This is a genomic window from Streptomyces sp. NPDC101393 (assembly GCF_044767385.1).
Taxonomy (GTDB): domain Bacteria; phylum Actinomycetota; class Actinomycetes; order Streptomycetales; family Streptomycetaceae; genus Streptomyces.
Genome location: NZ_JBIWNU010000004.1, coordinates 393945 through 408442, shown reverse-complemented (window position 1 = coordinate 408442; position 14498 = coordinate 393945). Strand labels below are relative to the sequence as shown.

The window sequence follows — 14498 nt, the reverse complement described above, 5'->3', positions numbered from 1 at the left end:
GTGGGGGGGGGGGGGGGGGGGGGGGGGGGGGGGGGGGGGGGGGGGGGGGGGGGGGCGGGCGGGGGGCGGGGGGGCGGCGGGGGGGGGGGGGCGCGCGCCCCCCCCCCCCCCCCCCCCCCCCCCCCCCCCCGCGCCGACCCGGGATCCAGGTCAGCTGTGGTCGGTGAGGGTCAGCAGTTGTCGTAGAGGAGCGCCCGGACCAGGCGGCAGGTGGTGTCGGAGGGCGAGTGCACCCCGATGCCGGCCGCGGTGGCACGGATCGTGCGGTTGTGGGCCTGCTCGGGGCGGTAGACGCCGGTGTCGAGCAGCGCTATGGCCAGGCGCATGGCCTTGAGCCGGCGGTTGTGGGATTCGTACCGCTCGCGCGGCCATCCGGCGGGCAGCGGTTTCTTGGGCAGCGGGTGGGTCGGGAGCGGCTTGGTCATGAGTGTGGCAGCGGCCATCCGGCGACCTCCTGGAGCGTGGGTGAACCCTTGTCCTTCTGGTTCCCATTCTACTGCCGACCACTGACAAAAGCCCCTGGCCAGAGGGGATTTGGGGCCGCGGGGCCGGGCATTTTCCGGGCCGCCCGCGCGGCCTTGCCGACGACCGCGGCGGCGGCTCAGCCGGCCCCCTCCTCCCCCGTCGGCAGCGACTCCTCCGCGGCCGCCAGGATCTCGGTGACCCGGAGGCCGAAACGGACATCGCAGGCGTTCGGCAGGCCGGTCCCGGCGGCCGAGAGCAGCGCGTCCACGGCGCGGTGGTAGGCGGGTTCGGGACCGTCCTGGCGGCGCGGCAGGGAGGTGACGCCCTCGGTGCCGCGCAGAGTGACCTCGACGCCGGAGGCGGGCCCGGGGGCGCTCAGCCCGAGCGTCGCCGAACTCGCCGCCCCGCCGCTGTGCCGCATCGTCAGCAGCACGGTGTCGGCCGGACCGCGGCGGGCGGTGACCGTCTCCGCGTCGCCGAGCACCGGCAGCAGTACGGACAGTGCATGCGGACCGACGTCCCACAGGGCGCCCTTCTCGCGCCGCCAGGGTGAATCGGCGTACGGGCTCGCGCTGTCCGCGGCGAAGACGGAGCCGAGCCAGTCGGCGTGCGCGGTGAACCAGCCGCCGACCGCCGCCTGGGCGGCGATCCACTCCCCTTCGCGGTCCCCGAAGCGGGCGGTGAAGAAGACCACCGAGGCGACGTCGGCGCGTTCGGCGGCCTCGGCGACGGCGCGGGCGTCGGCCACGGTGGTGGCGACCGGCTTGTCCAGCAGGAGATGGCAGCCGGCCGCGGCCGCGCGGACCGCCAACGGGGCCTGGACGGACGGCGGCAGGGCGATGGACACGGCATCACAGTCGGCCATCAGCTCGTCGGGGCTGTCGTAGGGGCGGGTGCCGTGGACCTGCGCCACCGCCTCGGCGGCCGGCCGTCTGCGCCCCCAGACGCCGACCAGGTCGACGCCGGGGTGGGCGGCGAGGACGGGGGCATGGACGCGTTGCGCCCAGGGGCCGGTGCCGAGGAGTCCGATGCGCGAGGTCGTCATGGGGCCAGTGTCCCGCGCCGGACGGGCCGACCCGGGGAACCGGCCGGGCCGTTGGGGCAGGCGGGTAATCCATATGACCGGCACACGGGCCGGTGTTAGGTTTCCGGTGCCGGCCGCGGGACTCCGGTGCGACTTCCGGACCTGCTCTGCTCAGCAACGATTCGCTGCTCGTGCCCCCATTCCCCGGCCGGCGCCATCAACGGGGACGGGGACGACATGGAGACGTACGCGGATCTGGTGGCGGCCGAGGACGTGCTGCTGTTCGTCAATGCGGCGATCACCTCCACCGGGCAGCGCGAATTCCGCTCCGGCGAGGCCGAGCAGCGGATGTCGCTGGACTTCCTGCACACGTACGTATGCGTCAACCACCGCCCGCTGTACGCCGCGTCGCTCGCGCTCGACATCAACGACCACAACGCCGCGCTGATCGTGCGGCGGCTGCTGGAGACGGCGGGCGAGGTGCCGGCGGCGGAGCGGCGGGCCGAGGGGCGGCTGATCGCGGCCCGGCTGGCACGGCTCCCGGCGCCGCGCGTCTACCGACTGTTCCGCGCGCTGCGCGCCGCCAAGGTCAACAACCGCAGGACCCGCGCGATCATGCGCGACTGGCTCGCCGCGCGCCCGGACCCGGCCCTGGACGCGGTGAAGTACCGCGCCGGTCTGGCACGGGCGGCCCGGCACGCGCACCTGCCGCTGAAGGACCTCGCCGCGACCCACGGCGAACTGGGCGACTTCCTGTTCGCGCCGCGCCGCCGCAAGCGCTTCGCCACCCCGCTGCTGGACGCCTGGCGGCGCGCCCACTACGAGCAGGCGGCGCTGTACGAGCTGCCGTTCACGGTCGCCGAGGGCTTCGCGGCGGCGCACGGCATCGGCCGGCGCGCCTTCCTGGAGCGGATCGCCCCCCGGATGACGCGGCTGGAGCGGCTGCGCACCCAGGAGTCGGCCCGCGCGCGGCGGGCGGACCTGGACGCCGACCTGACCGGCATGCCGCTGACCCGGCTGGCCTCATACGTCCTGGGGCTGCCGCTCGATGACCGGGTGGCGCGCCGGGCAGAGCTGACCGGTGCGCTGCGGGCCGCGGCGCGGCGGACGGCGGGCGCGCAGGCGGGCAGCTGGGGCCGGGTGGCGGCCGTCCTGGACGACAGTTTCTCCACCACGGGGTCGCGGCAGAAGCGGCGCCGTCCGCTGGCGGTGGCGCTGGCCTGCCATTTCCTGCTGGAGGCGCTGGCCGGGTCGTATCTGCCCCGGTGGACCTCGGGCCGTACGGACGCCCTGCTCGCCTACCCCTACGGGGCGACGCCGCTGGGGCTGCGCATCCTCGACGCGCTGGAGGCCGCGCCGGAGCGGCTGGTGATCGTCTCGGACGGCTGGGACAACGCACCGCCCGGACTGGCCGGTGAGGTGCTGCGGGTGTGGCGCACCCGGCTGGACCCCCGGGGCCGTACGTCGGTCGTGCATCTCAACCCGGTGTACGACGCCGAGGACTTCGACGTCCGGCGGCTGTCCGCTGCGGTGCCGACGGCCGGGATCCGCGATGCGGAGGACCTGCCGGCGCTGGCCGGCCTCGCGCGCTTCGCCGAGGGCCGCACGGGGCTGGCGGAGCTGCGGGCCCATCTGGACGACCGGGTACGGCAGTTCCTGGCGGAAGGGGAGGAGCGATGAGCGGGCTGGAGCTGAGCGGGGTGCGCAGCGGCCCCTCGCAGGTGTGGGGGGCCATCCGGCTCGTGCCGCTGCTGCGCGCCGAGCCCGTCACCGATCTGCGGTTGCACCGCGAGGTGTACGAGACGGGCCCGGCGACCGTCGCGGCCGGCGGCCGCACGACCTACACCTCCTACATTCCGCATGGCTTCGTGGCGGACTGGACGGGCGACGGATCGCCCGCCGCGGCGTACGGCTCGCAGCTCGGCGACGGGCGCGGCCCGGTGGACTGCGCGCCGCTGCACCTGCCGCGCAAACTGGCCCAGCGGCGCGGGAAGGGCCGCGCGCAGGGCGGCGGGCCGGTCTCGCTGCGCTTCCTGCCGCTCCATCTGGCGCTCGACGGCTATCTGGCGCTGCACTTCGGCGGCCCGTCTGTGGTGTGGGAGGAGTGGACCCGGCGGGCGGTGCGCGAGGGGCTGTCGCCGCGCGCCGGGACGGCGTACCGGGGCGGTCAGGTGCGCGGGCTGGGCGACGCGCTGCGGATCTTCGAGATCCACCCGGATCAGTGCGGGGTGCTGGTGTACGCCGCCGACGCCCTCGCCGGGGCGTTCGTGGTGCCGCATCCGGACGACTACCGGGCGCTGCACCCCTCGCTGCTGCACGACCTGTACGGGGAGCTGATCCACCAGTACGCGCTCTACTCCCGCGTCCCGGTACCGGAGTTCACCTCACGGATTACGGCGGAGTACATCACCTCGCTCGCGGAGCTGCGGTCCGCGGCGGAGCGGCGCCGTCAGGAGTGGGAGGCACAGCACGACGCGCTGATGGCGGGCGAGCTGTTCGACGCGTCGTACGACGTGCGGCAGGTGTACCGGATGGGCAGGTTCCGGCTGTCGCGTTTCCTGCCGCCGTTCGCGCTGCACCGCACCCAGCACATCGGCGAGACGATCACCGACGGGAAGGGGCGGGTCGTCTACCTCAAGACGTTCCGGCTCTCCGACAAGCAGGTCCGGCGCGGCCATGTGCTGCGTCAGCTCGCCCGCCACGACTGGCACCCCGGCGACACCGCGGCGGCAATGGGCATCACCGCGCAGGAACTGTTGCGCCGGGTCCAGCATCTGGGATTCGAGGGCCTGCTGAAGGAACACGGCTGAGGCATCCGACCCCATAAAGCGGGACAGATACCGGCATCTCGCCCCGACTTCGGGGCCTGTCCGACTGAGTAACCTGTGGTTCACATACGGGCAACGGACGAGAAACGGCCGGTTGCGAGAGTGCCGGGGTACGCCCGCACGCGTACCCGCACCTACCCGTAATAGAGGACCCCGTGACCTTCAAGGCCGAGTACATCTGGATCGACGGCACCCAGCCGACCGCCAAGCTCCGTTCCAAGACCAGGATCCTGGCCGACGGCGCGGAACTGCCCCGGTGGGGGTTCGACGGATCCAGCACCAACCAGGCCGAAGGCCACTCCTCGGACCTCGTCCTGGAGCCCGTGTTCAGCTGCCCGGACCCGATCCGCGGCGGCAACCACCTGCTGGTGCTGTGCGAGGTCCTGCACACCGACCTGACGCCGCACGCCACCAACAAGCGTGCGCTGCTGCGCCCGGTGGCGGAGAAGTTCGCCGGCCAGGAGCCGATCTTCGGCATCGAGCAGGAGTACACCTTCCTCAAGGGCGACCGCCCGCTCGGCTTCCCCGAGGGCGGCGGCTTCCCCGCCCCGCAGGGCGGCTACTACTGCGGCGTGGGCGCCGGCGAGATCTTCGGCCGGGAGATCGTCGAGAAGCACCTCGACCTGTGTCTGGAGGCGGGCCTCGGCCTGTCCGGCATCAACGCCGAGGTCATGCCGGGCCAGTGGGAGTTCCAGGTCGGCGCGCTGGCGCCGCTGGAGGTCTCGGACCACATGTGGGTGGCGCGCTGGCTGCTGCACCGCGTGGCGGAGGAGTTCGGCGTCACCGCGTCGCTCGACGCCAAGCCGGCCAAGGGCGACTGGAACGGCGCGGGCGCGCACTGCAACTTCTCCACCCGCGCGATGCGCGAGGGCTACGACGCGATCATCACCGCCTGTGAGGCGCTCGGCCAGGACGGCAAGCCGCTGGAGCACGTCAGCCAGTACGGCACCGGCATCGAGGAGCGGCTGACCGGAGCCCACGAGACCGCCCCGTGGGACGCGTACTCCTACGGCGCCTCCGACCGTGGTGCCTCGGTGCGCATCCCGTGGCAGGTCGAGGTGGAGAAGAAGGGCTACATCGAGGACCGGCGGCCGAACGCCAACGTCGACCCGTACGTCGTCACCCGCCTGATGGTGGACACCTGCTGCACGGAGCTGGCGCGGCGCGAGCAGGTCTGAGACATCCCGCGGCGGTCGGTGCCGCGGGTGCGCACAAGGAAGGGGCCGGACCCGGGAGCACGGGTCCGGCCCCTTCGCGCGTCCGGAGCGGGGCTGTCAGTGGCGCCTGGCACGCTGTCCTCATGCTGGAGATCACCGTCAAGACCGGGAGCGGAACGCTCCTCACCCGTCCGACCGAGGCCGAAGCGGCCGCGCTCGTGGGGCGGATCGGCGGGGACGACGACCATTTCCTGGTCGCCGAGCGGATCCCCGAGCAGCGGCAGACGTTCGTGCAGACCTGGCGCGACGGCACCGAGCCGTTCGCGGTCGAATACCGCGACGGCGGACCCGACCGGCACTTCGGCGCGACGACCGCCGACCCCGTTCGGGTGGCCGAGGTGTTCGCGTCGTGGGCCCGCGGCACGGAGTCCTGGCGTACGGCGCTCGACTGGCGGCCCGCCGACCTCGTGTCGACCCCCGGCCTGTCACCGGAGACCCGCGCCCTGGCCGAGGAGCAGGCCCGTAAGGACATCCGGTCCGGGCTCCGGGACTTCCAGCGGATCGCGCAGGGCGTGCGCGACCACTTCGACCCCGCGGTCACCCCGGTCTCGCCGGACGAGGCGCGGCGGATCGTCGCGGACCTGTGGGAGGAGCGGCTCGAAGAGCAGCAGCAGGGGCCCGAGGTGACCGACGCCGACCGGGTGGCGGGGGCGTTCGCGGCGCTGGACACCCAGGGCCTGACCGCCCGGATGGACTTCGGCTGCTGCGGCACCTGCGGTACGGGCGAGATCGGCCATGAGCGCGCCGAGGGTGACCACGGCTTCGTCTTCTTCCACCACCAGGACACCGATGCGCTGGTGGCGGGCCAGGGCCTCGCGGTCCGTTACGGCGCGTACGAGGAGTCCGGGCAGGACCGGGCCGAGGTGGGGCGGGCGGTGGTCGCGGCGCTCGCCGGCGTGGGCCTGCCCGTGCAGTGGGACGGCAACCCGGACAACGTGATCAGCGTCTCCCCCCTGGACTGGCGCAAACGACTGCCGACGGGGGCCTGAGATGCCGCAGCATTCACCTGGATCACCACGAATCCTCTCCGGATTGCCGGGACTTTCCCCCGGTTCGTCCGGTATGCGCCAGCCGGGTCGCCTCCCGCGGCGCCAAGTGCCCTGGGCCGCACCGCTGTACGTCGGCGCCGTCCAGCTCGGCGCGTACGCCACCGCGAGGCTGTCCGGCCCGCGCCGCCGCGCGCTGCTGCGTGCCCACTCCACCAATGTCGTGAATCTGCGGGCCGGCCGGTGGGGGACCCTGGTCACCAGCGCCGCGTTCGTCGAGGAGCCGCTGCCGTTGCCGTACGGCGCCGCGCTGCTGGCCACCCTCGCCACGGCCGAGGCGCGGTGGGGCACCCGGCGTGCGGCCGGGGTGTTCGCGGCCGGCCACATCGGCGCGAGCCTGCTCGTCTACGCCGGCCTGCGTGGCCGGGTCCGCGCGGACCCGCCGGACGCGAGCGCGCGAGCGGTCGACGTCGGCGCCAGTTACGGCTTCTACGCCACCCTCGGCGCCCTCGCCGCGACCGTCCCGCACCGCGGCGCCCGCGCGGTGGCCACGGCGGGGCTGCTGGCGCCGGTGCTACGGCCGGTGCTGCGCCCCGGGCGCACGTTCACCGACGTCGGTCATGCGACGGCGCTGGTGCTCGGCGTGGCGATGGGCGCGGGCGGGTGCCTTCCAAGGCGCGGACGTGAGGGACAGATCGGTGACCGTCTGGTTCAATAGAGCCATGGCCAGCCTCACAGACACCGCGACGGGTCGCAGCGACCTCGAGCCCTTCTGGCCGTCCCGGCAGGCGCACGCATTCGACCGTCTGTGTTGCCGCGCGCACTGAGCGCGGGCCCGCACACGCCTCACCGACGCCGCTGACCGGCGTCCCCAGCCCTGCCCGCGCGCACGACGTCCCCCCGACGCCTCCCTGCGCGAAAGAGCTGACTCCTCATGACGAACCTCCGTACTCTGCCTGCCACTTCAGCGACGGCCACCGCCCCCACCCTGCCCGCACCGCCCCGCCACCGATTGCGCGCCGTGACGCCCGACGAGGTACCGCCCGTCGCCGAACTGCTGAACTCCGGGGCGACCTGGCTGCCGGCGCCGCAGCACACCCTGCCCGTGCTGCCCGGTCAGCCGCCGATGGTCGGCTACCTCGTCCTGGTCCCCGCCGAACAGGCCGCCGCCGCCCGGCAGCCGGCCGCCGAACCGGCCCCGGCACCGACCGGCGACGAGATCGTGCGGATCGACCCCGAGCAGCGCACCGTGCGGGTCCAGGACCGCCCCCTGGACCTGACGTACCTGGAATTCGAGCTGCTGGCCCACCTGGTCGCCCATCCGCACCGGGTGCACACCCGCGACCAGTTGGTCACCACCGTGTGGGGATACGGGCATGTCGGCGACGGCCGCACCGTCGATGTCCATGTCGCCCGGCTGCGCCGCAAGTTGGGCATCGAGCACCGGGCGTCGATCGTGACGGTGCGGCGCGTCGGCTACAAGTACGTGCCGAGCGTCCCGGCCCGCGTCTGAGCGCCCCCGAGGCGGTGCCCGCCACTCACTCACCCGCCCGTCCCCGGGAGCGAACAACTCGGGGGCGGGCGAGGGCTTTTGCGGCCGGGCGCCGAGCCGCCGGCCATAGTGGTCCGCGCCGGTCATGCGGATCCGCACCGGCGCCACCAGCGCCACAGGTCCGCACCGGCCGTGTTCAGGCGACGCCGGCCGGTCCCCTGCGGCGTCGCTGCCGGGCCCGCCGACGCCCTGACGCCGACGGCGTCCGGCGGCGAGGGACGCAGGCCACCGCGCAGGCCACCACGGCTCCGGCCGCGGAGGCCAACAGCAGGCCGGCGACCGGGGAGTCGGTGAGCGCCGGGCCGCCCAGCCCGCCGAGGGCCGTGCCGCACAGCGCCCAGAGGCCCGCGCCCACCGCGTCCAGCAGGACGAAGCGGCGCAGCGGAAAGCGGAGGCTGCCGGTGGAGAGCGCGGCGACCATCCGGCCGCCGGGGACGAACCGGCCGGCGATCACGAGGGTGGCGGCGTGCCGTTCGACGGCGGCGCGGGCGCGGGCGTGGCGCGCCCGGCCGCGGGCGCCGCGCAGCAGCCGGGCGGTTGCCCGGGGGCCGGCGCAGCGGCCGACGGCGTGGCCGAGGCAGTCACCGGCCAGGGCACCGGCCGCCGCGACGACGGCCAGCAGCGCCAGCCGGGGCGGGTCGGGGCCGATGAGGACGGCGACCAGGACGACGGTGGTCTCGCTCGGCATGAACGGGAGCAGCGCGTCGAGGCCGGAGACGAGCAGCACGGTCAGCCACAGCCACGGCGAGTCGAGCATGCCCAGCAGGGGTTCGGTGAGCCGGTCGAGCTGATCGAGCGGGCCGAGGTGCTCAAACATGGGGGCGGGGCGCCGGGATCGCAGGGGCCGGCGGCCGGGTGCGGCCGCCCAGGACGGTGCGGGCGGCCAGTGCCGCCAGCGTCCGCCGGTCGCCGGCGTCCGCCGCGGTCAGGGGCGGGTGCGGGGTGACACGTACGGTCAGGCCGCGCGCGGTGAGCACTCTGCGCAGGGAGGCGAGGAAGGTGTCCTCGCCACAGAACGCGGCGACCGTGCTGGGGCCGCCCTGCTGGGTGTAGGCGACCGTCACGGGGCGGACGGGGGCGCCGGCGTCGATCGCGGCCTGGAAAGTGGCGCGGCGGAAGGTACCCCGGTCGGCGGTGCACCAGGTGGTGGCCTGCGGGAACACCGCCACCGAGTGGCCGGCGGCCAGCAGGTCCGTCAACGCGCCGATGGTGTGCGGGAGTTGGCGTGGGCTGCTGCGGTCGATGAAATGGCTGCCCGCGCTGCGCGCCAGGCCTCCGACGACCGGCCAGCCGCCGACCTCGCGTTTGGCGAGGTGGGTCACCGGTTCGACGGCGAGCAGCGCCAGGATGTCGAGCCAGGAGATGTGGTTGCCGACGACGAGGGTGCCGGGGCCGCCCGCCGCCACCCGCAGGCCGCCGCCCGCGCCGCCCGTGGCGTGCGCTCCTTCCGTACGCTCCGGGCCGGCGGCCCCGCCCGTGACGTCCAGCCGGATACCGAGCGCCGTGAGCAGCGCGCGGGCGTGCGCACGCAGGCGCACCGGGTCGGCGGGCCGTCCGCCGTCCGCCCGTACCCGTCGTACCGCCCGTGCGAACGCGGCGCAGCGCCGGGCGGTTTCGGTGGGCGGCACCCGGGGCGCGGTGTGCGCGGCGCAGGCCGGGGTGCAGTCGGAGTGGACGTCCCAGGCGCCGAGGCCCACTCCCCCGGTGGCGCCGGTCACCGGGGCCGTGGCGCCGCCGGCGCAGCTCACCGCTCCCCCAGGAAGTAGCGGCGGTAGCGGTCGCCGAGCTGTTCCATGTCCAGGACGACGAAGAAGTCGGCGACGTCGAAGTCCGGGTCGTGCGCGGGGGCGCCGCAGATCCGGGCGCCGATCCGCAGGTAGCCGCGGAGCAGCGGGGGCAGCGGGGCGAGGGCGGGGCGGCCGGGGGCGGGGACGGTGGGCCGCCAGGGGCGGTGCGGGGTGACCCGGAGTCCGGGCGGTGCGGCGTAGCGGGTGCGGCCCAGCTCCCAGGCGTGTGCGGCGGCGGTGCCGCCGTCGCCGAGCGGGACGGAGGCGCAGCCGGCGAGATAGCGGTGCCCGGAGAGCAGGGTGTAGCGGGCGAGCGCGGCCCACATCTGGTTGATGACGGCGCCGCCGCGGTGCGCGGGGTGTACGCAGGAGCGGCCGGCCTCGATGAGGGAGGGGCGCAGCGCGTCCAGGGCGGTGAGGTCGAACTCGCCGTCGGAGTAGAGCCGCGGGCTGCGGCCGGGCGGCAGCAGCCGGTAGGTGCCGACGACCTCCTGGGTGGCGGTGTGGGTGACGACGAGGTGGTCGGCGAGGTCGTCGACGGCGTCGATGTCGTGGCCGGCCAGCGGGGAGGTGAGGGTGGCGCCCATCTCCTCGCCGAAGACCTGGTGGCGCAGGCGCTGCGCGGCGCGTATCTGTGCGCGGCTGCCGGCGATCGCGGCGGTGTATTCGGGGCCGGCGGGGGTGGCGGCCGGCGCGGTCGTGGTGGTGGGAGAGGTGGGGGCGGACGCGGTCGATGCCATGCTGCTCATGAGAGCCCTCCAGGGGAGTGGGGAGGCCGTGGTTCGACGGGCGGTGGGGCCGGTGGAGCGGGCGGGGCAGGGAAAACCGCTCCACGGGGGGGGTGCCGGGTACACCCCGGACCGGGGGGCGTAACCCAATGACCTGGCGTTCTCTACGCGGGAGACTGTTCCCGTGTCCGACGGCCGGGCGCGTGAAGCGCGGGGGGCGTCCGGATGAGGGTCCGCAGAACACTGGTCGCCGCGGTCCGGGGGGGCTGGGGATCGCCGTCATCGCGTCGGCCGGTTCGTTCGTGCTGTTCGTGCTGTTCGTGCGGGGGGCTATCTGCTCAAGGACCGGGTGTTCGACGCCGAGCAGTTCACCGACGCGGTGCGCCGGGTGGCGGGTGGCGGTACGGCGATGGATCCGCAGGTCATCTCGCAGTTGCCGGCGCGGCGTTCGCAGGACCGGCCGATGGCGCGGCTGCCCCCGCGGGAGCTGGAGGTGAGGGAGCTGATGGCGCAGGGCCGCTCGAACGCCGCGCTCGCGGCGCGGCTGGTCATCACGGAGCGGGCGGTCGCCGAACACACCTCGAACATCTTCGGAAAGCCGGTCCTGCCGGTGTCGGACGACGACAACCGCCGGGTACTGGCCGTCCTGGCCTACTTGGACCAGGGCTGACCGACCGTTAGCGTGCCCCACGCACGGGTCTGTTGTTACTGCCGAGCAGTGGGGGCACACGTGAGCCAACCGTCTCGACGCACGCTGTTGGGAACCGCCGGAGCGATCGGCGCCGGAGCGGCGTTCGGCGGGGCCTTCCCCGCCGCCGCCACGACGCGGGCCGCCACGACCGGCCCCATCCCGCCGCGCCCCGCACACGCCGCGGCCTTCGACACCGCTCCGGCCGCCGCGGCGCTCGGCCGGCTGCTGCCCGACCACGCCGATCAGTTCCGGCTCCGCGCGCTGTCCAGGGGCGAGGACACGGACACCGAACGGTTCCGGGTGGACGGCTCGGCGGGCCGGATCACCGTCGCGGGCACCAGCCCGGCGGCGCTGCTCACCGGCGTGAACTGGTATCTCAAGTACACCTGCCGGGCGCATGTGTCCTGGGCGGGCGACCAGCTGGACCTGCCCGGCCGGCTGCCCGCCCCCGGCTCCCCCGTCGAGCGCGCCACCGCACTGCGGCACCGCTTCGCCCTCAACGACACCCACGACGGCTACACCGCGCCGTACGCCGACTGGGCGCGCTGGGAGCGGATGATCGACGTCCTGGCGCTGCACGGTGTCAACGAAGTGCTGGTCACCCCCGGATCGGAGGCGGTCTACCACCGCCTGCTGAGCGGTTTCGGCTACTCCGACGCCGAGGCCCGCGCCTGGATCCCGGCGCCCTCGCACCAGCCGTGGTGGCTGCTGCAGAACATGAGCCACTACGGCGGCCCGACGAGCACCGAACTGATCGGCAAACGCGCCGCGTTGGGCCGGAAGATCACCGACCGGCTGCGCGCCCTGGGCATGCACCCGGTGCTGCCCGGCTACTTCGGCACCGTCCCGGAGGGCTTCGCGGACCGCAACCAGGGCGCGCGGACCGTACCGCAGGGCGACTGGGCGGGCCTGACGCGCCCCGACTGGCTGGACCCGCGTACCGAGGTGTTCGGTGAGGTGGCCGCCGCGTTCTACCGCCTCCAGCACGAACTGCTCGGTCCCGCGGACCACTTCAAGATGGACCTGCTGCACGAGGGCGGCGACCCCGGGGACGTCCCGGTGCCGGATGCCGCGCGCGCCGTGGAGAAGGCGCTGCGGACCGCGCGCCCGGACGCGACCTGGGTGATCCTCGGCTGGCAGCAGAACCCGCGCCGCGAGCTGCTGGACGCCCTCGACCACGACCGGACACTGATCGTGGACGGGCTCAGCGACCTGGACACGGTCACCGACCGCGAGGCGGACTGGGGCGGCGTGCCGTACGCGTTCGGCAGCATCCCCAATTTCGGGGGCCGCACCACCATCGGCGCCAAGACCCATATGTGGGCGAGACGCTTCACCGTCTGGCGCGACAAGCCGGGCAGCAAACTCGTCGGCACCGCCTATATGCCGGAGGCCGCCGAACGCGACCCGGCGGCCTTCGAGCTGTTCAGCGAACTGGCCTGGCGCGAGCGCCCGGTGGACCGGGCCGCGTGGTTCGACGCGTACGCCGATGCCCGCTACGGCGCCCGCGACGTCGGGGCCCGCGCCGCGTTCGCCGCGCTGCGCACCAGCGCGTACGAGATCAGCAGCAAGGACGGACGCCCGCACGACTCGATCTTCGCGGCCCGGCCGAGCCTGACCGCCCGCTCCGGCACCCAGTACGCCACCCAGTCCCCGGCGTTCGACGCGGCCACCTTCGACACCGCGTTCGCCGCGCTGCTCACCGTCCGCCCGGCACTGCGCAAGAGCGACGCCTTTCGCTACGACCTCACCGACGCCGCCCGCCAGGCCCTCGCCAACCGGTCCTGGCAGCTGATCCCGCAGCTCTACGAGGCGTACCACCACAAGGACCTGAAGACCTTCCGCGCGCTGTCCCGGCTGTGGCTGCGGCTGATGCGGCTCAGCGAGGAGGTGACCGGCGCGCACCGGCGGTTCCTCCTCGGACCGTGGCTGGCGGACGCCAAGGCGATGGCGTCGAGCCCCGAGGAGGAGGCCCGGCTCGAACACTCCGCCCGCACGCTGATCACCACCTGGGCGGACCGGCCCACCGCCGACGGCGGCAAGCTCGCCAACTACGCCAACCGCGACTGGCACGGCCTGATCGGCGAGGTGCACCTGCCGCAGTGGCAGTCCTACCTCGACGAGCTGGAGGACGCGCTGGCCGCGGACCGGGCGCCCGAGCCGTTCGACTGGTACGCGATCGAGGAGCCCTGGACCCACGAGCGCACCAGCCATCCGCTGCGCCCCACCGCCGACGCGTTCCGCACCGCGCAGCGGGTCCACGACATCCTCGCCAGGGCGCCGTACCAGGGCACCGTCACCGTCGAGGCGGAGCCGGCCGCGCTGCCGCCCGGCGGCGAGGCCACGGTGACCGCCGCGCTGCACAACGCCAACGGACTGCGCGCCACCGGCCGGGTCAACTTCGCGCTGACCGGGCTCGACGCCGACGCCTCGGGGCCGGTGTCGCTGCGGTCCGTGCCGCCCGGCGGCACCGGCCGGGCCCGCTGGCGGGTGACGGCCCCGGACGGCCCCCTCGACGAGCCGCTGGTGCCGCTCGACTACGACCTGACGGTCGACTACGGCCCGAAGGGCGAGTCCCGCGTCCGCGCGTCCCGGCCCGGGTCCCTGCTGGTGGCCGGGCCGCTGGACCCCTACCTGCGGACCGTCACCACCAATGCGGCGGTTTTCGGTCAGGCGGACGACCGTTTCGGGATCAACGGCTCCGGTGTCGACCTGTGGAAGGCCACCGCCGAATTCGGCGCCGTCTACCGGCCGGGCGCGCTGGCCGAGGGCGGCTCGGTGACGGTCGAGGTGACCCGGCAGGACGTGACCGGCTCCTGGGCCCGCGCCGGGATCATCGCCCGCAACCGCCTGGCCTCCCCCGACCCGGGCACCCCCGGCGCCCTCGGTTTCGTCAACCTCTCGGTGACCCCCGGCAACGGCGTCGTGCTGTCCTTCGACGCCAACGGCTCCGGGACCCTGAACACCTACCGGCGGATCACCGGCGTCACCGCCCCCGTGCGGCTGCGGCTGACCCGCGGCCAGGACGAGGACGGGTCCGGTACGTACACCGGCGCCTGCTCCACCGACGACGGCGACAGCTGGCGCGAGATCGCCACCGTCACCGTCCCCGGGGCCGCCGCCGCACAGGACACCGGCCTGCACCAGTCCGCCTCCAACTCCGGTACGGGGCAGCGCGGGACGGCCGAGTTCCGCCGCTGGAAGGTGACCTGACCACCGC

At 74.6% G+C, this 14498-nt stretch carries 12 protein-coding genes and 1 pseudogene; 8 read left to right on the top strand and 5 right to left on the bottom strand.

Annotated elements, in window-relative coordinates; genetic code table 11:
- Window positions 1-170 precede the first annotated feature (170 nt).
- Together ACIRQ7_RS15290 and ACIRQ7_RS15285 are read right to left on the bottom strand one after the other, a co-directional pair.
- A complete protein-coding gene (locus ACIRQ7_RS15290) occupies window positions 171-443 on the bottom strand; it encodes a hypothetical protein (RefSeq protein ID WP_403670767.1) in 273 nt (90 codons plus the stop codon).
- 158 nt (window positions 444-601) lie between these two features.
- Window positions 602-1510, bottom strand: coding sequence for a Gfo/Idh/MocA family protein (locus ACIRQ7_RS15285; RefSeq protein ID WP_404262755.1), 909 nt, complete (start codon window positions 1508-1510; stop codon window positions 602-604).
- Window positions 1511-1726: 216 nt separating this feature from the next.
- On the opposite strand from ACIRQ7_RS15285, the gene ACIRQ7_RS15280 reads away from it, so the two are divergent.
- The 6 genes from ACIRQ7_RS15280 to ACIRQ7_RS15255 all read left to right on the top strand — a co-directional run bounded on the left by ACIRQ7_RS15280 (window position 1727) and on the right by ACIRQ7_RS15255 (window position 8033).
- Window positions 1727-3169, top strand: a complete 1443-nt coding sequence (locus tag ACIRQ7_RS15280; protein ID WP_404262753.1) for a hypothetical protein — start codon at window positions 1727-1729, stop codon at window positions 3167-3169.
- The gene (locus tag ACIRQ7_RS15275) at window positions 3166-4299 is read left to right on the top strand and encodes an ARPP-2 domain-containing protein (RefSeq protein ID WP_404262752.1); all 1134 of its coding nucleotides are present in this window, start codon (window positions 3166-3168) and stop codon (window positions 4297-4299) included. Before ACIRQ7_RS15280 ends, ACIRQ7_RS15275 begins: the two co-directional genes overlap by 4 nt.
- A gap of 173 nt (window positions 4300-4472) precedes the next feature.
- Window positions 4473-5495 (top strand): glutamine synthetase, encoded by a 1023-nt coding sequence (gene glnII, locus ACIRQ7_RS15270; protein WP_401476226.1) that lies wholly within the window; start codon window positions 4473-4475, stop codon window positions 5493-5495.
- Window positions 5496-5617: 122 nt separating this feature from the next.
- Window positions 5618-6523 (top strand): DUF6891 domain-containing protein, encoded by a 906-nt coding sequence (locus ACIRQ7_RS15265; RefSeq protein ID WP_404262750.1) that lies wholly within the window; start codon window positions 5618-5620, stop codon window positions 6521-6523.
- A gap of 106 nt (window positions 6524-6629) precedes the next feature.
- Window positions 6630-7238 carry a rhomboid-like protein gene (locus ACIRQ7_RS15260; RefSeq protein WP_404262748.1) on the top strand — a complete coding sequence of 203 codons (609 nt, stop codon included), beginning with the start codon at window positions 6630-6632 and terminating at the stop codon, window positions 7236-7238.
- 216 nt (window positions 7239-7454) lie between these two features.
- Entirely contained in the window at window positions 7455-8033 is a 579-nt protein-coding gene (locus tag ACIRQ7_RS15255) for a winged helix-turn-helix domain-containing protein (protein ID WP_404262746.1), read from the top strand.
- Between the two features lie 175 nt (window positions 8034-8208).
- Here ACIRQ7_RS15255 and ACIRQ7_RS15250 read toward each other — a convergent pair whose 3' ends face one another.
- Genes ACIRQ7_RS15250 through ACIRQ7_RS15240 form a run of 3 tightly spaced genes read right to left on the bottom strand, consistent with a single transcriptional unit; the run spans window position 8209 to window position 10608 of the window.
- Window positions 8209-8889, bottom strand: coding sequence for a DedA family protein (locus ACIRQ7_RS15250; protein WP_404262744.1), 681 nt, complete (start codon window positions 8887-8889; stop codon window positions 8209-8211).
- Window positions 8882-9820: a lysophospholipid acyltransferase family protein gene (locus tag ACIRQ7_RS15245; RefSeq protein ID WP_404262743.1), complete on the bottom strand. Its 939-nt coding sequence runs from the start codon at window positions 9818-9820 to the stop codon at window positions 8882-8884. The genes ACIRQ7_RS15250 and ACIRQ7_RS15245 overlap by 8 nt, the downstream gene beginning before the upstream one ends.
- Entirely contained in the window at window positions 9817-10608 is a 792-nt protein-coding gene (locus ACIRQ7_RS15240; protein WP_404262742.1) for a GNAT family N-acetyltransferase, read from the bottom strand. The genes ACIRQ7_RS15245 and ACIRQ7_RS15240 overlap by 4 nt, the downstream gene beginning before the upstream one ends.
- A gap of 307 nt (window positions 10609-10915) precedes the next feature.
- Here ACIRQ7_RS15240 and ACIRQ7_RS15235 point away from each other — a divergent pair.
- Both ACIRQ7_RS15235 and ACIRQ7_RS15230 read left to right on the top strand, forming a co-directional pair.
- A pseudogene (locus tag ACIRQ7_RS15235) lies at window positions 10916-11257 on the top strand (LuxR C-terminal-related transcriptional regulator); the annotation flags it as partial.
- A gap of 60 nt (window positions 11258-11317) precedes the next feature.
- A complete protein-coding gene (locus ACIRQ7_RS15230) occupies window positions 11318-14491 on the top strand; it encodes an alpha-N-acetylglucosaminidase TIM-barrel domain-containing protein (protein ID WP_404262741.1) in 3174 nt (1057 codons plus the stop codon).
- Window positions 14492-14498: the final 7 nt, after the last annotated feature.

Bases quoted from the DNA above. Each gene is read 5' to 3' on its own strand.
- ACIRQ7_RS15290 (WP_403670767.1), bottom strand. From the start codon at position 443: ATGGCCGCTGCCACACTCATGACCAAGCCGCTCCCGACCCACCCGCTG.
- ACIRQ7_RS15285 (WP_404262755.1), bottom strand. From the start codon at position 1,510: ATGACGACCTCGCGCATCGGACTCCTCGGCACCGGCCCCTGGGCGCAA.
- ACIRQ7_RS15280 (WP_404262753.1), top strand. From the start codon at position 1,727: ATGGAGACGTACGCGGATCTGGTGGCGGCCGAGGACGTGCTGCTGTTC.
- ACIRQ7_RS15275 (WP_404262752.1), top strand. From the start codon at position 3,166: ATGAGCGGGCTGGAGCTGAGCGGGGTGCGCAGCGGCCCCTCGCAGGTG.
- ACIRQ7_RS15265 (WP_404262750.1), top strand. From the start codon at position 5,618: ATGCTGGAGATCACCGTCAAGACCGGGAGCGGAACGCTCCTCACCCGT.
- ACIRQ7_RS15255 (WP_404262746.1), top strand. From the start codon at position 7,455: ATGACGAACCTCCGTACTCTGCCTGCCACTTCAGCGACGGCCACCGCC.
- ACIRQ7_RS15250 (WP_404262744.1), bottom strand. From the start codon at position 8,889: ATGTTTGAGCACCTCGGCCCGCTCGATCAGCTCGACCGGCTCACCGAA.
- ACIRQ7_RS15240 (WP_404262742.1), bottom strand. From the start codon at position 10,608: ATGAGCAGCATGGCATCGACCGCGTCCGCCCCCACCTCTCCCACCACC.